The 21244-nt window shown below is 45.3% G+C and carries 18 protein-coding genes; 6 read left to right on the forward strand and 12 right to left on the reverse strand.

All coding sequences use genetic code 11. From position 1 onward, the window contains the following. Positions 1-326: 326 nt before the first annotated feature. The 4 genes from GPK81_RS06995 to GPK81_RS07010 all read right to left on the reverse strand — a co-directional run bounded on the left by GPK81_RS06995 (position 327) and on the right by GPK81_RS07010 (position 4709). Positions 327-1598, reverse strand: coding sequence for an MFS transporter (locus GPK81_RS06995; RefSeq protein WP_215706764.1), 1272 nt, complete (start codon positions 1596-1598; stop codon positions 327-329). A 440-nt stretch (positions 1599-2038) separates the two neighbouring features. Continuing rightward, positions 2039-3163 carry a DUF362 domain-containing protein gene (locus GPK81_RS07000; RefSeq protein ID WP_015527270.1) on the reverse strand — a complete coding sequence of 375 codons (1125 nt, stop codon included), beginning with the start codon at positions 3161-3163 and terminating at the stop codon, positions 2039-2041. A 140-nt stretch (positions 3164-3303) separates the two neighbouring features. After that, positions 3304-3771, reverse strand: coding sequence for a DUF2284 domain-containing protein (locus GPK81_RS07005; protein WP_118070934.1), 468 nt, complete (start codon positions 3769-3771; stop codon positions 3304-3306). Positions 3772-3836: 65 nt separating this feature from the next. Next, complete coding sequence (locus GPK81_RS07010) at positions 3837-4709, reverse strand: LysR family transcriptional regulator (protein WP_118070935.1); 873 nt, start codon at positions 4707-4709, stop codon at positions 3837-3839. A gap of 155 nt (positions 4710-4864) precedes the next feature. On the opposite strand from GPK81_RS07010, the gene GPK81_RS07015 reads away from it, so the two are divergent. The 3 genes from GPK81_RS07015 to sdaAA are packed head-to-tail and all read left to right on the forward strand — an operon-like array spanning position 4865 to position 7649. Continuing rightward, on the forward strand, positions 4865-6085 hold the full coding sequence (locus tag GPK81_RS07015) for a dicarboxylate/amino acid:cation symporter (RefSeq protein ID WP_118070936.1): 1221 nt from the start codon (positions 4865-4867) through the stop codon (positions 6083-6085). Between the two features lie 5 nt (positions 6086-6090). Then, a complete protein-coding gene (gene sdaAB / locus GPK81_RS07020) occupies positions 6091-6759 on the forward strand; it encodes an L-serine ammonia-lyase, iron-sulfur-dependent subunit beta (RefSeq protein ID WP_118070937.1) in 669 nt (222 codons plus the stop codon). A gap of 20 nt (positions 6760-6779) precedes the next feature. Next, a complete protein-coding gene (gene sdaAA / locus GPK81_RS07025; protein ID WP_021976643.1) occupies positions 6780-7649 on the forward strand; it encodes an L-serine ammonia-lyase, iron-sulfur-dependent, subunit alpha in 870 nt (289 codons plus the stop codon). Between the two features lie 144 nt (positions 7650-7793). Here sdaAA and GPK81_RS07030 read toward each other — a convergent pair whose 3' ends face one another. The 5 genes from GPK81_RS07030 to GPK81_RS07050 form a co-directional block, all read right to left on the reverse strand. Beyond that, on the reverse strand, positions 7794-8576 hold the full coding sequence (locus tag GPK81_RS07030) for an HAD-IIA family hydrolase (protein WP_021976642.1): 783 nt from the start codon (positions 8574-8576) through the stop codon (positions 7794-7796). Between the two features lie 78 nt (positions 8577-8654). Continuing rightward, positions 8655-9356: a GTP pyrophosphokinase gene (locus tag GPK81_RS07035; protein ID WP_215706765.1), complete on the reverse strand. Its 702-nt coding sequence runs from the start codon at positions 9354-9356 to the stop codon at positions 8655-8657. 185 nt (positions 9357-9541) lie between these two features. After that, positions 9542-9901 carry a P-II family nitrogen regulator gene (locus tag GPK81_RS07040; protein WP_015527276.1) on the reverse strand — a complete coding sequence of 120 codons (360 nt, stop codon included), beginning with the start codon at positions 9899-9901 and terminating at the stop codon, positions 9542-9544. Between the two features lie 54 nt (positions 9902-9955). Further along, positions 9956-11194 (reverse strand): ammonium transporter, encoded by a 1239-nt coding sequence (locus tag GPK81_RS07045; RefSeq protein ID WP_118169219.1) that lies wholly within the window; start codon positions 11192-11194, stop codon positions 9956-9958. Positions 11195-11445: 251 nt separating this feature from the next. Then, a complete protein-coding gene (locus GPK81_RS07050) occupies positions 11446-12171 on the reverse strand; it encodes a TraX family protein (RefSeq protein ID WP_243003815.1) in 726 nt (241 codons plus the stop codon). A 343-nt stretch (positions 12172-12514) separates the two neighbouring features. Here GPK81_RS07050 and nudC point away from each other — a divergent pair, with 343 nt between their 5' ends. After that, on the forward strand, positions 12515-13351 hold the full coding sequence (gene nudC / locus GPK81_RS07055) for an NAD(+) diphosphatase (protein ID WP_215706766.1): 837 nt from the start codon (positions 12515-12517) through the stop codon (positions 13349-13351). A gap of 180 nt (positions 13352-13531) precedes the next feature. On the opposite strand, the gene glgP is transcribed toward nudC, so the two are convergent. Further along, the gene (gene glgP, locus GPK81_RS07060) at positions 13532-15799 is read right to left on the reverse strand and encodes a glycogen/starch/alpha-glucan family phosphorylase (protein WP_215706767.1); all 2268 of its coding nucleotides are present in this window, start codon (positions 15797-15799) and stop codon (positions 13532-13534) included. 138 nt (positions 15800-15937) lie between these two features. Beyond that, positions 15938-16858: an AraC family transcriptional regulator gene (locus GPK81_RS07065; RefSeq protein ID WP_215706768.1), complete on the reverse strand. Its 921-nt coding sequence runs from the start codon at positions 16856-16858 to the stop codon at positions 15938-15940. Positions 16859-17099: 241 nt separating this feature from the next. Here GPK81_RS07065 and GPK81_RS07070 point away from each other — a divergent pair, with 241 nt between their 5' ends. Together GPK81_RS07070 and GPK81_RS07075 are read left to right on the forward strand one after the other, a co-directional pair. Then, positions 17100-18320 (forward strand): iron-containing alcohol dehydrogenase, encoded by a 1221-nt coding sequence (locus GPK81_RS07070; protein WP_215706769.1) that lies wholly within the window; start codon positions 17100-17102, stop codon positions 18318-18320. A gap of 24 nt (positions 18321-18344) precedes the next feature. Further along, on the forward strand, positions 18345-19724 hold the full coding sequence (locus GPK81_RS07075) for an aldehyde dehydrogenase (RefSeq protein ID WP_177969068.1): 1380 nt from the start codon (positions 18345-18347) through the stop codon (positions 19722-19724). Between the two features lie 28 nt (positions 19725-19752). On the opposite strand, the gene GPK81_RS07080 is transcribed toward GPK81_RS07075, so the two are convergent. After that, positions 19753-21240 (reverse strand): FG-GAP repeat protein, encoded by a 1488-nt coding sequence (locus GPK81_RS07080; RefSeq protein WP_177969069.1) that lies wholly within the window; start codon positions 21238-21240, stop codon positions 19753-19755. Between the last annotated feature and the right edge of the window lie 4 nt (positions 21241-21244).

Below are 21244 nucleotides of genomic sequence, written 5' to 3' on the forward strand. Positions count from 1 at the left end.
TACTACATGGTATTTACAGGAATAGACGACATTGTTGTTTGATTTATATGTTGTGTTCATATTTGTATTATACTATGGTTCATCAGTTAATACAATTACTATTTTGTCCATCTTCAATTACTTGCATAAACAGTCAAAAACAATATCTGATTTTCTCATCCTTTCGTTATCCTAGCAGAAATATCTGATCCCTGCAACTCAAAAAAAGCCCGGAAGAAATCAGCCACAGGCATTTTATTTCTTCCAGGTTTTTCTATTTTCTGATTCGCAGTCAGCTGTCTTTGATCCGGCAGCTGATACAGCTCTGCATCCAGTTACATTCAGACTTATTCTGCCTGTGGTTCGCTTACCTGTGCTGTATCATTCTTTACTCCGGCAGATTTTTCGGCATGCTCTTTCACAAGGTTCCGTCCAAGCAGAGTCAGGCATACAAATGCGATCACTGCAAAAACAGCTCCGATCCCAAATACCACGTTCATCTCATAACCTTTGCGGCTCACCAGACCGGAGATCGCCGATGCGCCAAAGGTTGCAAATACAATGCCGAACATGACAAATCCGTAATTCTCCCCGGTGTGCTTCATTCCGAAAATAGAGCTTGTCAGGGACGGAAAGCTTCCCATGATGCCGCCGTAGCAGCCGTACATCAGCACAACAGCAACCGTTACTGCCAGGGATCTTGATACAGCGAGAACTCCCATAGCGATTACTGCCACGATCAGCACTCCTTTGATGCAGACGATCCTTCCCACTTTATCTGCAAGTGTCGGAAGCACCAGTCTTGCTCCCGCATTGACAATGGATCCAAGCATAACGGCGCTGACTGCCACTGCAGACGGAATCCCAAGGTCGATCTGGTGTGTCTGGGATACCGGTGAAACCATAAAATAAGAAATCAGTCCAAAGAACATGGTCGCAAGAAGAAGATAAAAATTTCTTGTACGCATCATCTCTCCGGATGTATACTGCTTCATCTCCGATGTCCCGGGCTTTGCCGCAGAGCCACCTGCGTTCACCAGACTCTTATCGGGTGCCTGAAAAAAGATGCCGCACAGGATCCAGGAAACTGCGATGGCTGCCCCAATGATCAGAAAGGTTTTCTGCACGCCCTCTGCCTCCAGCAGCTTTCGACTCAGCGGCGCCAGGAAAAATCCGCAAAGTCCGTTGGCAGTTACCACAACACCGGAAGCAAATCCGGTACGGTCCGGGAACCATCTCTGCACAGTTGCCAGGATCACCGTGTAGATCATTCCCTGTCCAAATCCCTGCATCACGCCATAAGACAGATACATAGGAAGCGGTGTAGGAACGATCAGAAATGTGGATGCCAGGATTCCTGCCGCAAAGATCCCGCCTCCGATCCATACAATCGTCTTTTCCTTAAAGCGGTTCTGCATCCTTCCGCCTACGATATTTCCGAATACAAAGGTGCTCAGTGCCAGATAAAAGCACATGGATGCCTGTCCCTGGCTCCAGCCTGCCTGCTCCATCACATAGGGCTGGTAAATAGACCATACATGGGGATATCCGGTAAAAAAGATTGCAAAAGCTCCGAATATCATAGTCAGCAGACGCTGTTTTTTCTGTATTCCTGTCATAATTTCCTCCTCTGAAAAAGATTTCAGGCCTGCTCTGTATTCTCTGCTCACAGAATGCAGCCTGTTTCTGTACACACGATCTGCACGTTTTCCTGCACATTAGCTCCGCTTATCTTTGATATTTTCGTATTTGCGTGCTATTTTCCTCTATTTGCGTGTTAAATGCGTGTTAATTATGTTGTGTGTATGTTATCACACGCAGTCTGATTATGCAATATAAATTTACAGCTTTTTCTGTTTTCTCGTTTTTGTCCAAATTTTCCTGTTATTTCTTTGTATATTATTCACAATAGCTGTATTTCGAGCACGCATATGCACGCATATGTTTTTTATTTTAGATACCGTCTTTATACGTTTTTTCATTTTATGTTTCTTTATTTACGCAAAAAAGCACGCCATGTAACAGGCGTGCTTTCGTGATTTTATATGATTTCTGTTGCTTATTTGATTATCTTCAGCTCATATTCCCTGGTTCCCAGACCGATCTTTTCTGCCTGATCCAGAGTTGCCTTCCACTCAATATTCGGATTGGAATCCTTAAAGTGATCATGATGACAGTGCCATCCCGGCTCTGCCAGATGCTCTCCAAGCTGGCTGTTGGCGATCGGTGTTGCCTTCAGGCAGGCATCTGCACAGGCCTGATCCAGTGCAACCGGGTCAAAGCTTGCGAACATTCCGATATCCGGAAGGATCGGCGCATCATTTTCACCATGGCAGTCACAGTTAGGGCTGATATCCTGTACCAGCGCAATATGGAAATGGGGACGTCCGTGACAGACAGCCTGTGCATACTCTGCCATCTTGCGATCAAGAAGCTCGTTTGCACTGCTATTCGGATTGTATACGGCATCATAGCTGCAGGCCCCGATACAGCGGCCACAGCCTTTGCATTTATCGTAATCGATAACTGCTTTCTTGTTTACATATGTAATCGCATCACTTCCGCACTCTTTCGCACAACGGCGGCAACCACGACAGACATCTTCATGGATGGCCGGCTTTCCGCTGGCATGCTGCTGCATCTTTCCGGCACGGCTTCCGCATCCCATACCGATATTCTTCAGAGCACCGCCAAAGCCGGTTGTCTCATGTCCCTTGAAATGGCTGAGACTGATAAAAATATCTGCGTCCATGATAGCATGTCCAATCAGGGCAGTTTTGCAGTATTCTCCGTTTACTACCGGAACTTCTACTTCATCGGTTCCTCGAACTCCGTCACCGATGATGATCTGGCATCCGGTTGTGATCGTGTTAAATCCGTTAAGATTTGCACAGTCCAGATGCTCCAGTGCGTTCTTTCTGCTTCCCGGATAAAGGGTATTACAATCTGTCAGGAACGGCATTCCGCCCTGCTCCTTACAGAGATCTGCTACTACCTTTGCATAGTTCGGACGAAGGAATGCCATATTTCCAAGCTCTCCGAAATGCATCTTGATGGCTACGAATTTTCCATCCATATCGATATCTTTGATTCCTGCGGCAACGCAGAGTTTTTTCAGTTTGTCCAGCTGGCTGGTTCCCACCGGACAACGAAAATCAGTGAAATAAACTGTTGATTTTTCCATTCTGGTTTTTCTCCTGCTGATTCTTTTTATGTAATTACATTTATTTAAACTCTACACGTTTTTTCTGTTTCTGTCAACGGATACTCGCATTCGTAAAACTCCATCTATTTCTCCCATATTCCTTTACAAAATCCTTCATCTTACCCACGGAAAAGAACCTGGGAAAAATAACGGATCATTCCGTCGCTGGTCCAGCATAGCATTCCTGCAGCGTCTGCCATTTTCTGTGCATCCACACAGTAAGCGGACATGCAGGAATTATGTTTATAAGGTCCCGCACTCATGATCAGAAGATCAGTTATTCCCGCTTCTTTCATCTTCTCTGCCAGCTGTTCTGTCAGTTTGTTATGAGCAAGTTTTGCCTTTTTGTAGTCCATAAGGCCATCCTGCATTGTCTGGAGTATCAGCGTTTTTTCGTATTTCAGCGCATGCTCTTTCATCTCCTCTACAGTGCCGCTCTGTGGTGGACATGCCGGGTTTTTATCATAATTCCCGCAAAGATTGTCCTCGCAGAAAACCCGGTATTCCGGCACAAATACAAGCTGATCGGTACTTATGACCGCTGCGTCGGAAAAACCAAGAGCTTTTGCTTCTTCAATAAGATTCATTTTTTTCTCTCCTGTGTTTTTCTTTTATAGTGCCACATTTTATTTGTTTTTACAAGCTCTGACTTTCACTCTGCCGCCAGACGGATAAACTCCTCCATCTCTCTCGTCTTAAACTTATTTTTATGGTAAAAGATCTGCCGGTACATGGATATCTCCACATCTTCCACATGTAAAAGGGCAATTCTTCCTTTCCGGATATCCCGCTCCACAGCCAGATAGGGAAGAAAGGAAAGTCCGTGGTTCTTTTCCAGCATGCGGATGATAAAAGCGGTATCACTGATCTCCAGTACCGGTGACAGGGCCTGCTTCTTAAGCGCCAGCTGCTGCTCCAGGGCCTGCCGATAATTGGCATTCTTTTCCGTGAGAAAAAAAGGCTCTTCCAGAATATCCTCCATCTTCAGCGTCTTTCCCGCAAACTCCGAATCTGCAGAGGCCACAAATACTACCGGCTCTGCCTTCTCCATGACCTTCACCCAGTTCTGGTCCCACCTTGGGGTATCCAGTATATAAATAAGATCCAGCCCGTTATGCTCCATCATCCGTATCAGCTGCTCCGGTGTATCAATAGTCACCTGCATATTTACTTTCGGGTGAAACTCACGAAATTTGCTGAGAACAGCCGGAAGCTTTGCTGTGCAGAGAGATTCAATCGTCCCGATATGTAATGGATTTTTCAGTTCCGCATCATCATTCATTGACTTTTTTGCTTTATTTACGTCATATAAGATCCGGCTTGCATGCCCCATAAACTCTTTTCCGGACGGAGTAAGCACCACACGCTTTCCGGTTCTGTCAAAAAGTCTTGTTTCCAGCTCATTTTCCAGAAGACGGATCTGGACAGTGATCGCTGACTGAGTGTATCCCAGAACCTCTGCTGCCCTGGAAAAGCTCTGAAGCTGTGCTACATGTACAAACGTCTCCAACTGACGGATTTCCATGATTTTCTCCCTTTTACTATGAAATTTTTTCATCGTGATGATGAAATCTGTGAATTTGCCTTATTTTTATGTCAATGTTACAATACAATCACGAGGACGTCAATCGTATTTTTGTGCAAAATGAATAAATTCATACTTAGGAGGAAAGAATCCAAATGGAAAAGAAAAAAATCAAGATCGGACTTGTGCCGAAGCTGATCATTGCCATCATCGTAGGTATCCTGTTCGGCCAGTTCCTTCCGGAAGGCTTTTGTCGCTTTGTTGTAACCCTTTCCGGATTTTTCAGTACCTTTCTGAAATTTGTCATCCCGCTGATGATCCTTGCCTATGTGACCATGGGTATTGCGGATCTTTCACAGGGTGCAGGGAAGCTTCTCCTGATCACAGTGGCTCTGGCTTATGGCTCCACTCTGATCGCAGGTTCCGCATCCTATCTGGTATCATCCAGCCTGTTCCCGCACTTTATGAGTGAAGGTGCACTGGATCAGATCGCAGCTACCGCAGACGCATCCCTGACACCGTATTTCAGTATTACCCTGAGTCCGGTCATGGATACCCTTTCCGCAGTTGCCCTTGCCTTTGTGATGGGACTCTGCCTCTCTTCCATGCGTGGAAAAGAGATGGGAAACAGCCTGTACAACGGAATGAGCGATTTTTCCAAGATCATTGACAAAGTTCTTCATACCATTATCATCCCGCTGCTTCCTCTTTACATCTGCGGAACTTTCACAGATATGACTATTTCCGGAAAAACATTTGCCATCTTAAGCATTCTCTGGAAAGTATTCCTCGTTGTGATCATCATGCATCTGATCTGTATTACAATCCAGTTCGTGATCGCAGGTACCGTAAGCAAGAAGAATCCTTTCACCCTGATCAAAAATCAGATTCCGGGATATACCACCGCCCTTGGAACCCAGTCTTCCGCAGCTACCATTCCGGTTAACCTGGAATGTGCAAAAAATGACGGTGTATGTGAGCAGATCCGCAACTTTGTAGTTCCTCTCTGCGCAAACATCCACATGGCAGGTTCCATGATCACCATCACAGCCTGTGCTACTGCAGTCTGTCTTATGAACCAGCTGCCTATCAGCCTCGGAACTGTAGTTCCATTTATCATGACTCTCGGTGTTGCCATGGTTGCTTCCCCTGGTGCTCCAGGTGGTTCCATCATGACTGCCCTTCCGTTTCTTTACATGGTATTCGGAGCCGAAGCCGGTGATCCGGACGGCGCTATCTGCGCTATTATGGTTGCCCTTTACATTACACAGGATTCCTTCGGAACTGCCTGCAACGTATCCGGTGACAATGCTATCGGCGTGATCGTTGATACGATCTATAAGAAATTTATTGTAAAAACACCACAGGAGAATTAAGAAAAATGTCTTTTATCAGTGTATTTGACGTTATGGGCCCGAATATGATCGGTCCTTCCAGTTCTCATACCGCAGGTGCGGCGCGGATCGCTTTCCTTGCCCAGAAAATGATCATGCCGCCCCTGAAAAAAGTGGAGTTCACCCTTTACGGTTCCTTTGCCAGAACATACAAAGGACACGGTACAGACCGTGCCCTCCTTGGCGGGATCATGGGCTTTTCCACAGATGACATGCGTATACGGAATTCTTTTGACATTGCCAGGGAACAGGGGATCGACTATTCCTTTACTCCAAATGAAACAGAAACCGATGTCCATCCCAACACTGTCGATATCCACATGGTCAATGACCAGGGACAGGAAATGACAGTCCGGGGGGAATCGCTGGGCGGCGGCAAGGTCCGTATTGTGGAGATCAACCACGTGAAAGTGGATTTCACCGGCGAATACAGTGCCATCATCGTGATCCATCAGGATACTCCCGGTGTTGTGGCCTACATCACCAGATGCTTAAGTGAACGTAACATTAACATTGCCTTCATGCGCCTCTTCCGTGAATCCAAAGGAACCACAGCCTATACGATCGTGGAATCCGACGGTCATCTCCCGGAAGATATCGTAGAAAGCATTCACCGGAACACCAACATCCATGATGTCATGGTTGTTCAGATGTAGGGAAAAGGAGGATGTGTTTTATGGATTTCAAAAATGCCAAGGAACTTCTTGCTCTCTGCCAGAAAAAAAAGCTTCCGATTTCCGAAGTAATGCGCCAGCGTGAGATCCTTCTCGGTGAAACCACTGCTGAAATCGTGGACCAGCGCATGGACCGTGTTCTGGAGATCATGAAGGATGCTGCTTTTTCCCCCATCAAAGATCCGGTGATATCTATGGGCGGACTGATCGGCGGTGAAGCCCGAAAGCTCTGCGAATTTCATGACCTGGGAAAAAGCCTGTGCGGAAATGTTCTCGGAAAGGGTATCACCTACGCTATGGCAACCCTTGAGACCAACGCTTCCATGGGACTTATCGTTGCCTCTCCTACTGCCGGCAGTGCCGGGATCGTTCCCGGAATGATGCTTGCACTTCAGGAGGTCTACGGCTTTTCCGATAAAAAAATCCGCCAGGCACTATTTAATGCAGGCGCGATCGGCTATCTTGCCATGCGAAACGCCACAGTTGCCGGTGCTGTTGGCGGATGTCAGGCTGAGGTCGGAATCGCTTCCGCAATGGCTGCTTCTGCTGCTGTGGAACTTCTTGGCGGCACTCCGCTGCAGTGTACCTATGCGGCTTCCACCGTTCTTATGAATATGCTCGGTCTTGTATGTGACCCGGTAGGCGGCCTGGTGGAATATCCCTGCCAGAACCGTAATGCAGCCGGTGTTTCCAATGCCCTTATCGCAGCCGAAATGTCTTTGGCCGGTATCACCCAATTCATCCCTCTGGATGAGATGATCGATGCCATGTATACCGTAGGCAAAAAGCTTCCTGCAGAGCTTCGTGAAACTGCTCTCGGCGGTTGTGCAGCCACACCGTCTGCCTGTGAGAAGTGTCATCTTTGCAGCTGATCAACAGAGTATAACCCATAATAAACAGAGCCCGACTGAAATGACTCAAACAACAAAACGGAGAATTCCCGAACTTCTTTTTCCAGGAATTCTCCGTTTTCTTTTTTATAAATCCTAATTTATAATTTCATGTGTAAATATCTTTTATTTCTCCAGCACCGGGATATCTCCCACTCCATTCAGGATCAGTCTCGGTCTGTATGGGAACTTATCTACAGTTTCTCTTGTGGATACACCGGAAAGTACAAGAACTGTGTCAAGGCCTGTCTCAATACCGGCGATCACATCGGTATCCATACGGTCACCGATCATCACGGCTTCATTGGAATGTACGCCCAGGATACGAAGTCCGGTACGCATCATCAGAGGGTTTGGTTTGCCGACGTAGTATGCCTGTTTGCCTGTAGTAGCTTCGATCGGTGCTACAAATGCACGGCAGGCCGGTGCGATCCCGCCTTCGATAGGGCCTGTGATATCTGTGTTGGTTGCGATCAGCTTGGCTCCCTTGTTTACCAGGTTCATGGCACGTAAGATATGTTCATATCCGTATGTAGTAGTCTCACCTACAACCACATAATCCGGTGAAACATCGTCGATGGTGATCCCTGCGTCATACAGAGCATTGTAAAGACCATGATCTCCGATCACATAAGCGCTGCATCCCGGAGCCTGGCTCTGGAGAAATTTCGCAGTTGCAAGTGCACTGGTATAAAAATGCTCTTCTCCGACATCCAGTCCCATGCGAAGAAGTTTCTCATGAAGTTCTCTTGGCGAACGGCTGCTTGCATTGGTGAGGAACAGAAAGCTCTTATCCTCTCTCTGAAGCCATTCTACAAATTCCTTTACTCCGTCCAGGAGTTTATTTCCATGGTAGATTACACCATCCATATCACAGATGAAGCCTTTTTTTGATCTTAATGTTTCCATATATTCCTCCTTTTCTGATGCAGTAATTTTACAGTTTTGTCATAAAACAGGCATTCTGATCTCACATTCGCTGATTGTTCAGATTTTTTCAATTTTATTTCGTAGTTCCAGCATTCTATGGTCCAGATTTGCAATTTCTTCTGCATATTTTTTTAATTCTGCTTCAATTTCCGCATTGTCTCTTTTTTTATAATACAACTCATATTCTAACACAGACCAGTAATCCATCGCAATGGTCCGAAGCTGTATTTCCACCAGTTCTTTCTGTTCACCTTCCGCAGAGTAGATAGGTACTTTCACGATCAGATGAAGACTTTTGTAGCCGTTTTTCTTTGGATTTTTAATGTAATCCTTTATCCGGACGATCTCGATATCCTTCTGCATTTCCAGGGATTCTGCAACCTGGTAAAGCTCATCCTCAAACGGACAGACTACACGGATGCCGATGAGATCTTTCAGATTTTTCCTGGCAGTCTCAAAATCCGGTTCCAGTCCTTTTTTCAGAAGTTTTGCATAAATACTCTCCGCACTTTTGATCCGGCTGGTGACCTGACTGATCACCGTACGTTTTTTCTGCCCGGAAAGTTCTGCGTTAATCATTTTAAGCTTCGCCATGAGAATATCTATAGCCGCCTTGCAGCGGAGACGATAGTCCGGATCCTTGATGTAACTTGCAATGGCTGCTGTTTTTTCTGCCGCCAGTTTAGGATGTTCCGGTTCTGCTGAACTCAACTCCTGAGCCTGCTCTTTTCTGATCTTCTTTGATTTCTTTTTTGACATAGTTTTTCCGTATGTTTTAATTTTACTTTCTAACTGATCTATTGTGTACCTTTCTATCTTATATGTAACTGCAGAAGTTTGCATCAAATCAAAGTAAGACTATTGTTAATTATCTGCAAAAAATCCTTCTGAAAATCTGAATATCTCAGTTTTTCCAGAAGGATCTTTTTTACATCTTTATTATTTTACAGGAACTCCGACTGCAGCGCATCGTATCCGGTCTCACCTGTACGGATACGAACAGCGTTGCGTATCTCATAGCTGAAGATCTTTCCATCGCCGGGATCACCGGTAAACGCTGCTTTCTGCACAGCATCAATAACTTTGATCTCCCAATCTTCCGATGATACCACAATTTCAAACTTGATCTTCGGTTTCAGAAATACATCGATCTTGGAACCACGGACATACTCTGTGTAACCACGCTGTGTTCCGCAGCCCATGATCTGGGTTACTGTAAAACCGTTTACCTGGATCTCATTTAACGCAGCTTTGACATCTTCCATTTTTTCTTCTCTTACAATTGCTTCTATTTTTATAAGCATACGATTTCCTCCATTTTCACACGATCATTGCTATAGAAAATCTTTCTGTCATGATCAGTCAAATCCATTGAATGACGGATATGCATTTTCTCCATGCTGGGATGCATCCAGACCAACCAGTTCTTCCTTCGGATCTACACGAAGCGGTGTAAAGATCCGCACGATTCCGATACAGATCAGCGTTCCCACAATGGCAACCGCAATGGTGATCACAATACTTAATACCTGTGCCAGAAACAGCCGGTAGTCCCCAAACACCAGGCCATCCCATTTTGCAACGGAATTAATAGAAGATTTTCCAAAAAGTCCCGTGGCGATTCCTCCCCAGATACCACCGATACCATGGCAGCCAAAAGCATCCAGCGCATCGTCAATTTTCAGTTTCTGCTTCAGCAGAATTACGGTAAAGTAACAGATCGGACTTACCAGGATTCCAATGATAAAGGATGCCCACACCGGTACAAAACCAGCCCCCGGTGTGATCGCTACCAGACCAATTACAAGACCTGTGGAGGCACCAACCAGTGTGGGTTTTCCCTCACGGATCACCTCGATCAGCATCCATGTCAGAAGTGCACAGGCAGAAGAAATACTGCTGGTCATAAAAGCATGCGCTGCAAGACCGTCTGCTTTCAGTGCACTTCCCGCATTAAAACCAAACCATCCAAACCACAGCATGGCCGACCCAAGAAATACAAAGGGAATGTTATGTGTACGATAGGTTGCCTTTGCATAGCCACGTCTCTGCCCCAGATAAATGGCAAGAACCAGTGCACTGACACCGGAACTAATGTGTACCACATTTCCACCTGCAAAATCCACAGAGCCAATGGCTGCCAGAAATCCGCCGTCTCCCCAGACCATATGTGCCATCGGATAATACACGATCAAAGACCAGATCGCCACAAAGAAAAACAGCGCCTTAAAACGCATTCTTCCAACCACAGCGCCAGTGATCAGTGCCGGTGTGATCATGGCAAACATCATCTGGAACGCTACAAATACCAGATGCGGGATCGTATCTGCATAAGGTCCCGGCTCCCAGCCAACACCATTCAGCGCAAACCATCTCAGGTCTCCGATAATCCCTCCATGGTTTCCGCCAAATGCCAGCGAATATCCAAACAATGTCCACATAACAACGGACAGCCCCATGATCGCCCCACAGGCCATCATGGTATTTACCACATTTTTTCTGCGGACCAGTCCTCCGTAGAAAAACGCAAGCCCAGGTGTCATAAAGAACACAAAGGCTGTACAGATCAGCATAAAGCCAGTATCTCCTGCATTCATCATCCATTTCCTCCTCGATTCCCTCACATTATTTCTGCAACGCAAAAAGCGCCTGGAAACTTAATTTCCAGACGCCTTTGTCATGTCAGTTAGCATAGCAGATAATTTTTCGGTTTTCAAGAGTTTTTTCTCTATTTTTCTGTTTTCTTACAGAATTACTATGTTTTATACGGATATGAGTTTTATTTTCGGCAATCTATCCGGTTATGCATAAGTGAGGCAGATATTCGTTACCTGTTCTCTTATGTATATTACTGTACTATAATCCGTACTATGCTCAGGATCAGAAGATGTGCCGGATAAAAAATATAGAAAAACCATTTCGAAAACTTCGGTGCTTTTTCAGATTTTTTTCCATTGTAGAAGTTCAGGATGATGATTCCCGACGCCACAATTCCTGCTGCAGACAGTAACGCATGTACCATTGCCGGTCCGGCTGCCATTTTTTCCGCATAGGAACCATAATTAAACAGCACAAAAAGTACAGCACCGACTCCATAAGCGGTTATCATTCTCTTCCGGTTCCCCCATCCTGCATAAAACCAGATGGTAAAAACCGGTGCCAGGATCGCCCAGTCCGAAAAAACGGACAGCAAAAGAAGCAGGATCAGCAGAGGAATCCTCCACGGACTTGCCATCATTTTTTCCTGGATCACCAGGATCATGAAGCAGATAAATAATGTAAAGATCATGTTCAATTGGGAATATCCGAAGGCCATCGTATAAGGAACCTGAGAGATTCCGGCAAAGATCAGAAGTCTTTCGCCATATTTTCTCCGGGAATGGGTATAATAAAATCCCTCCACCAGAAAATAACACATGGTAATGGCTGTAAAATACCCGATATCCACCAGAACTTCCCACAGGATCGTATTTTCCGGCAGAAGCACGTTGGCGATATGGTTCAGAAGCATGGTAAAAATCGCCAGATATTTAATGGCATCCCGGGTCAGGCCCGGCTTTTCTGTTGTTGGCATAATATTCTCCTTCTGTGCAGAAATATATCCGCGGTACACCCGGTATAAAGTCCGTCCGCCTCTTCGCTTATTCTGCACAATGTAATATCTCTATCTTACACTTCCTCTGAACCCCAGGCAACTGATTTATGTGATTTTGCCAGCCCGGATACATTTTTTCCATAATATCTGCCATTCCAGACAGACATTACATTCTCTCTATTGATATTACGAAAATCCTTAAGAAAAGGACGTTGCCTTTTTTGTGATGTAAGCTTATACTGTAGGAAGCATGTTTTATTTTTCATGGCAGCATCATCCGTGAACACTGCCAGACAATGAATTCGGAAAGGAATTATCGATCATGATCCAGGATATCGCACCGCATACCTATCACAATGAATACAAGCCTGTGGCCCCGGATAAAACAAGCCACATCCTCGCCTACGACGAAGGCAAGATCCTTATGAAAAAAGACGGCGAGACCATGACTCTTCCAAGTTTTGGAGAACTGGAAGGAAAAATTGATCATCTTTATGAGAATTATATCTATCTCTTCTCTGTTGACGAAGAACATTTTTACCTGATCCCGGATCTGGATACCAGTCTTCTTCCCGGATATCAGTTTGAGATCACACGCGTACTCCGCACAGCTGAACCACAGTATCTGGCCTTCGCGGGAATTACCGGATACCAGCTTTTCCAGTGGTACAGCAAACGTCGTTTCTGCGGCTGCTGCGGTAAACCCATGGTACATGACAAGGCGGAGCGCAAGATGATCTGCCCTGCCTGCGGAAACGGAGAATATCCGGTACTTTCTCCGGCTGTGATCGTAGGAGTTACCAACGGCGACAAGCTGATACTCTCCAAATATGAAGGCCGAAACCACACCCGCTACGCCATGATCGCAGGCTTTGCGGAGATTGGTGAGACCATCGAGGAGACCGTTCACCGTGAAGTTATGGAAGAGATCGGCGTAAAGGTCAAAAATCTCCGCTACTACAAGAGCCAGCCATGGTCCTTCTCCGGAACCCTTCTGTTCGGCTTCTACTGCGACCTGGACGGCGATGATACTCTGACTGTAGACCACAGCGAACTTTCCATGGCCTCCTGGTTCAACCGGGAAGATATTCCGGATGAGGGTGACAATATCAGCCTTACCAAGGAAATGATGATGGCGTTTAAGCATGGAAAAGCCTGAATCATCCACTTATCTGATTTCATAAAAAACACCGGTCATTCATCTGTAACATGTCCTGTCCGGGTTGCCAGATCATCTCTGACATCTCAGACCCAGTACATATTTCCGATGAATGCCGGTGTTTTTATTTTCTATTTTTCTATTTTATATACGCGCCGAAGCAATCTGGCTGAGACTGTTTTATTTCTCAGCTGTCAGATGCCAGATATCTCTGTTGTACTCTTCAATAGTTCTGTCTGAAGAGAAGTATCCTGCTTTTCCGATGTTCACAAGCATCTTCTCTGCCCATGCGGTTCTGTCCTCATAATCGGACAGTGCCTGGTCTTTTACTTTCGCATAATCCTCGAAATCAAGAAGTGTCATGAACCAGTCCTTGCTTACGATCTCATGATGCAGTCTTCTTAAATGCTCCTCACTTCCAATAGAAAGAAGCTCGTTTCCTACGATAAAATCTACTGCACGGCGGATGCGCTCATCTTTGTCATAGAAATCTTTTGCACAGTAATCCGCTTTCTCATAGTGCTTGATGACCTGCTCACTGGACTCACCGAAGATATAGATATTCTCCCTGCCTACCAGCTGGCTGATCTCCACGTTTGCACCATCCATGGTTCCCAGTGTTACCGCACCGTTGAGCATAAACTTCATGTTTCCGGTTCCGCTGGCCTCTTTGGATGCAAGAGAAATCTGCTCGGAGATATCGCAGGCCGGGATCAGCTTCTCTGCTGCACTTACGTTGTAGTTTTCCACCATAACAACCTTCATGTATGGAGAAACTTCCGGATCATTGTTGATAAGTTCCTGTAAGCAGAGGATCAGGTGGATAATGTCCTTTGCAATGATGTATGCAGGAGCTGCTTTTGCACCGAAGATAAAGGTTACCGGACGCTGCGGCTTCTCGCCGGCTTTGATCTTCAGGTAGCGGTCGATGATATAAAGTGCATTCAGCTGCTGACGTTTGTACTCATGGAGACGTTTGATCTGGATATCATAAACACTGTGTGTGTTGATCTCCTCGCCTGTATTGGCCTTGATAAATTCTGCACATCTCTTCTTTGCGTCCTGTTTGATCTTCAGGATATTTGCAAGAACGTCCTGATTTCCCTTAAATTCAAGCATTTTATCAATCTCAAAGGAATCTTTGCGGAAGCCGTCGCCGATCATGGATGTGATGTACTCGGTCAGCGGATGGTTACAGTGAAGGAGCCATCTGCGGAAGGTGATTCCATTTGTCTTATTATTAAATTTCTCCGGATAAATCTCATAGAACTGATGAAGCTCTGTCTCCTTCAGGATGTCTGTATGAAGGGATGCAACACCATTGATGGAAAATCCGTAATGGATGTCCATATGTGCCATGTGGACCAGGTCATTCTTGTCGATGATGGCAAGATTTTCCTGCGGGTATTTTGCCTTGATACGCTCATCCAGTTTGCGGATGATCGGCATCAGGTGCGGAACTACTTCCTCAAGATAGGAAACCGGCCATTTCTCAAGTGCCTCTGCAAGGATGGTATGGTTGGTGTAAGCGCATACATGAGATACGATCTCGCAGGCCTCCTCAAACTCAATTCCACGCTCTGTGAGAAGGCGAATCAGCTCCGGAATTACCATACTCGGATGTGTATCGTTGATCTGAATCACTGCGTAATCTGCAAGGTCATGAAGGTTGGAGCCTTTGGCAGTCGCCTCATCCAGGATCAGCTGTGCCGCATTGCTTACCATGAAGTACTGCTGGTAAATACGAAGCTTTCTTCCGGCGTCATCGCTGTCATCCGGATACAGGAACAGAGTCAGGTTGTGAAGAAGATCTTTTTTGTCAAAAGAGATTCCCTCTCCTACAATGCTCTCATCTGCAATATCAATATCAAAGAGACGAAGCTTGATAGCCTTATTCTCATATCCTGCCACATCAATATCATACAGTGTGGATTTTAGCATAAAGCCTTTAAACGGTACGTAATAGGAAACGCCTGCGTCTGTCAGCCAGCTCTCCGGCTCGATCCACGGGTTCGGTGTCTCAAACTGAAGATGATCTTTGAACTCCTGTTTGAAAAGTCCAAGGTGATAATTAAGTCCGATTCCTTCTCCCGGAAGTCCCAGAGTTGCGATGGAATCCAGGAAGCAGGCTGCCAGACGTCCAAGACCGCCGTTTCCAAGAGATGGCTCCGGCTCGATCTCCTCGATCATGGAAAGTTCTTTGCCGTTCTCTTTGAGATATCTTGCGACTTCGTCATAAACACCGAGATTGATCAGGTTGTTGGAGAGAAGTTTTCCGATAAGGAACTCTGCAGAAATATAATAAATCTTCTTTTTTCCTTCCTGATATCCGCGGCCTTTCAGCTGCTCCTTTGTCCAGGAGAGAAGTCCGTGATAGATTTCCTCGTTTGTACAGTCTTTGACATTTTTGTTATATTTGTCTTCGAATACTTTGCTTAATGTTTCCATTTTTGATCTCCTTTCATGGATCTTTATGGGATGAAATGTGTTTTTACAAGGTTGTTTGCTTTGTTTTTGATGGTATTAGGATATCACGCATCAAGATGCAAAAATATAACAATCCTGTCATGATATGCAAGATATTTGTCAGACTGACTGTCCCATGCTCTTTCTGTACTTATGTGGGGAAATCTCATTTGCCTGCTGGAATTTCTTGATAAAATAGCTTGTACTGTTGAATCCCACGTTCATGGCAATCTCTGTCACCGGTGCGTCCGAATGGGTCAGAAGATATTTTGCCTTCTCCATACGGAAATCATTGATGTACTCCACCAGAGTTTTTCCCGTATACTGGCGAAAAAGCTTCATAAAATAATATTCACTGTAATTGGAAAGCCCGGAAAGTTCCGAAACTGTAAGATTTTCCTGATAGTGAAGGCTGATATGATCCAGAACTTCCTTCACTGCCGCAAGGCTTTTATTCTGCTCTGTACTTACCGGAATAATATAATGCCTGGTCAGCATTTCATAAAAGAAATCAAAGAACAGCATTTTCAGCTGCACATAAAAATATGGTTTCTTCTCTGTATGACAGGTATGGATCTCCAAAAAAATTTCCTTAAGCTTCTCATACCCGGAATCTCCTTCTTCTATATGATGGCAGAATTCTGCCCTGTTTTCCATCAGAGGGGATACCACACATTCCTGGCAGATATCTCCCGGCTGCCCGGCCAGAAATCCAAGTCCAAACACCACACTTTTATAATAGAGAGGATTGTTTAAATCTGTCCGCATACTGTGAAGAACCCCGCAGTTTACGATCAGAATATCCCCTTTTTTCAGTCGGATACTCTCCCGGTTCAGTCTGGCAAAACCGCTGCCTTTCTCAATATACATGATCTCCATTTCACTGTGCCAGTGATCATACAGTGCATGAAAGATCTCACAGTTTCCCGTGTACGTTTCCACCGGCAGCTCAAAGGAACCGTGAGGACTTAATTCTTTTAAATTATCATCCACTTCGGATACGTGAAGCGGATTTTTTTCGGATATGTCTGTTCCTGGCATGATTTCCTCCGTGAGTCAAGCGGATATTCGCAATCCGCTTCGCTATTTGGTTAAATTCTGTTTGGCTGCTTTTAGTCTAACGGATATTTTCAGCCATGACAATATTATATTTTCCTGTTTTATTTTTTATGACTGCCAAAAATCCACTTCCACAAACCGGAATCTTGACTTTTCCCATCCCAACTGCTATATATAATGTTTAGAATAAAACAATTTGATTTTAAAAGGAATGAAAACTGCCATGAATCCATTAAAAAAAGCTTACTGCCGTATTTTCCAGAACATCTTTAAATTTGCACTTCCCGTACTTCCTTACCGCAATCCGAAGATCATCGGAAGCGTCAGAGGTATCCCGGAAGTTCTGGAAAAAAGAGGTTATAACAACGTACTGATCATCACAGACACAGGTATCCGAAGCCTTGGCCTTACAGAACGCCTGGAGCAGACTCTGAAACGAAACTGCATTTCCTACCAGATCTATGACAAAACCGTAGCAAATCCCACGACCGTCAATGTGGACGAGGCTCTTCATATGTATCTGGACAACGACTGCCAGGCGATCATCGGCTTTGGCGGCGGTTCCAGCATGGACTGTGCAAAAGCTACCGCAGCCCGCATTGCCAAACCGCACCAGTCTCTGGCACAGATGAAGGGAATCCTGAAGGTCCACAAAAAGCTTCCTCTTCTCATCGCCATCCCCACAACTGCAGGAACAGGAAGTGAAACAACACTTGCTGCTGTCATTACCGATGCAGAAACACGGCACAAATATGCCATCAACGATTTTCCGCTGATCCCACGCTACGCAGTCCTTGACCCGAAAGTGACTTTAAGCCTTCCGCCGTTTATCACAGCTACCACAGGCATGGATGCCCTGACTCACGCAGTGGAAGCCTACATTGGAAATTCCACTACACCCGGTACCCGGAAGAATGCTCTGGATGCGGTACAGCTGATCTTCGAAAATCTGGATACAGCCTACACAGACGGCAATAATATTGAAGCAAGACGAAATATGCTCCGCGCCTCCTATTTCGCAGGCTGTGCCTTCACCAAATCCTACGTTGGATATGTCCACGCAATTGCACATTCCCTCGGCGGAAAATATAATGTTCCACATGGGCTTGCCAATGCAGTGATCCTTCCTATGGTACTGGAAACATACGGAGATCCCATCACTCACAAACTCCGCAACCTTGCCGTAACTGCCGGTCTCTGCGATAAACATGAGGACGATAAAACTGCTGCCCGGATGTTTATTGATGCAACAAAAGATATGAAAAAACGCTTTGGCATCGGAGACTATATCCCGGAAATCCAGGAAACGGACATCCCGGAGCTTGCCCATTACGCAGATAAAGAAGCCAATCCTCTGTACCCGGTTCCTGTGCTGATGGATGCCGGCGAACTGGAGACCTTGTATTACAGACTGATGCCACCGGTTTCCGGTTCTGACAAATAGTTTTTTCAGAAAGGAATTCTCTCTATGGAAAAAGAACAGATCACCCAGCTTTTAAATAAACAGCGCCAGTATTTTTATACCGGTGCAACCCTTAGCATTGATTTTCGTATCAGCGCCTTAAAACGTCTCAAAGCAGCAATCCGAAAACACGAAAGTCAGATCAACGCGGCACTGAAAAAAGATCTGGGAAAAAGCAATTTTGAAAGCTATATGTGCGAAACCGGACTGGTGCTTTCCGAGATCACTCATATGCTGAAAAATATCCGCGCTTATGCAAAAGAAGAAACGGTTCCCACTCCTCTGGCACAGTTTCATTCCCGCAGTTTCCGCAAACCATCCCCCTACGGTGTCGTTCTCATTATGAGTCCATGGAACTATCCGTTCCTGCTTACCATCGAGCCGCTGGTAGATGCCATTGCTGCCGGAAATACAGCAATTTTGAAACCCAGCGCTTACTCTCCCGCCACCAGCGAAGTGATCCGCCTGCTGATCCTGGAATGTTTCGAGGAAAAATATGTAGCTGTAGTCACAGGCGGACGGGCAGAAAATACCCATCTTCTGGGCTTACATTTTGATTATATCTTCTTCACAGGAAGTCAGGCTGTAGGAAAAGAAGTGATGCGAAAAGCAGCGGAATATCTCACTCCGGTCACACTGGAGCTTGGCGGAAAAAGCCCCTGTATCGTAGACAAAACCGCGAATCTCCGCCTTGCGGCCAAACGTATCGTATTCGGAAAATTCCTGAACTGCGGACAGACCTGTGTCGCACCGGATTATATCTACTGTGATCCTGAGATCAAAGACGCCCTGGTGGCAGAGCTGCGCAGACAGATCAGCCGCCAGTACGGAAAAGAACCGCTTAAAAACAAAGATTACGGAAAGATCATTAATGAAAAACATTTCGACCGTATCTGCGGACTGATTGACCCGTCCAAGACTGTCTGTGGCGGCAACGCTGACCGCGGATCTCTTCAGATCGAGCCAACGATCCTGGATAACGTGACCTTTGAAGATCCGGTTATGCAGCAGGAAATCTTCGGCCCGGTACTTCCTGTTCTCACCTACGATTCCCTTGGAAGTGCCGTATCAAAGATCAATTCCCTGGCGCATCCACTGGCACTCTACATCTTCACAAGCGATGAAAAAGCCGCCCAGGAAGTAACTTCCCGGTGCGGCTTCGGCGGTGGCTGTATTAATGATGTCCTGATCCACCTGGCCACCAGCAATCTTGGCTTTGGGGGCTTCGGGGAAAGTGGCATGGGCTCTTATCACGGAATCGACGGTTTCCGAACCTTCTCCCACTATAAGAGTATCGTAGATAAAAAGACCTGGATCGATCTGCCTATGCGGTATCAGCGGTATAAAAAGATTTATGAGAAGATGGTTCGGTTGGTAATGCGGTAGAGGGGTCTACCGCATTACTTTTTTTTAATTACAACCTCTCAATCAGTTCATATACCCTTTGTTTGGTAAGCGCAGCCGCCGTGACAGCTGCTTCTTCCTGTGACTGCATTTGCATACTACTTATGGTACTCTCCTTGTTTTGGATCCAATCCATTTCTTCCTGTGTTAATGTATCCATTTCTTCTGCGGAAAGTGCGTTCTGTAAATACGACCAGATCTCGTTCAGACAGTTATCCCATATCTCATACTCTTCCTCTCCGTCTTTCGCAAAAGAAGCCTCCTGCTCTGTCTTATTTACCAGCTCTTCTGCGGATTCTCTGTAAGATGAGGTTGTGGTTTCTCCGGTATCGTTCTGCGCATTGTAATCATCCAGGAAGGTATATGGTATCGTTTCATAAACATATTTATTCATGACATTCCGTGCTTCTTCCTCTGAAATCGGATTGGAATAGTCTTCGTAAGGATTCGATGTTGAATAAAACCAGGGATTTTCCGGATGGTCATTTCCATCTGTAAAAACACATTCTTTTAGTTGAAGTTTTCCGGAAAGGAAATCATAATATGAATAGACAGAAAGTGCAGCTCCACTAGAACCTTCATTCGCAATCGTGTGATCCTGGCATAAATAGTATCTGTCACGTTCTCCACTTGTAGCAACCAGCACTCTTTGGTCATTGATCATTGTATACAGACCATAAAACATCCCATCATATATACCTTCTTCAAAGGGAACTCCGACCATCAACTCGTCAACACCATCTCCGTCAATATCCGTAACATAATATCCCGTCTGCTTCTGTTCTACGTTCATCTCATATCCTGCCAGATAACACAGATCATGTTCTCGAAACTCTTCCGTTGACCAGTGTAATTTTTCTCCTTTCTGATACAACCTTATGATTTCATCATATTCCGGATAAGCGGTAATAGGATCTGTCTGGGTACCTTCTTCTAAAGCATATTGTTTTTCTGCTCTGATCCGTTCAAATATATCACCAACATTGTCTCCCTCTGGCCAATTATTCAGATACCAGGAACTTACATTTCCAGCCTGATCTTTGTATACATTAAGCGCATATTTCTTATCATTGATAAGCGCCATATACGAATTTATATTCTCATCATTATAATAGTTAAACCATTCATTTTTCTGCAGTACTTCATCCACCTTTGCCAGATTATCTCCCAATGATGTCCCACAAAGCTTTACAGAAGACGCTCCCTCATTTTTTGCACTGAATATATTGGAATCTTTTTCCCATTCCAGATAAAACTGATCTTTTACATACGAATCCGACGTGTCCCCAAACTGCCAGCAATCTGTCGGTTCCATTTCCAGTTTTTCCACTAAGTCTTTATAATTTTCCAGATATGAGGTGAATTCAATCGTTCCTTCCTCTTCTGAAACTGTGTTTTCCACCGGCAATTCTTCCGCATAAACAGCTCTATTTGCCAATTCACACGGCAGGAACATCATAGTTCCTGCCAACAATATACAAACCATTTTTTTCTTCATGGCT

Origin of the sequence: Blautia sp. MCC283, from assembly GCF_018785565.1 — a bacterium.
Lineage (GTDB): Bacteria > Bacillota > Clostridia > Lachnospirales > Lachnospiraceae > Blautia_A.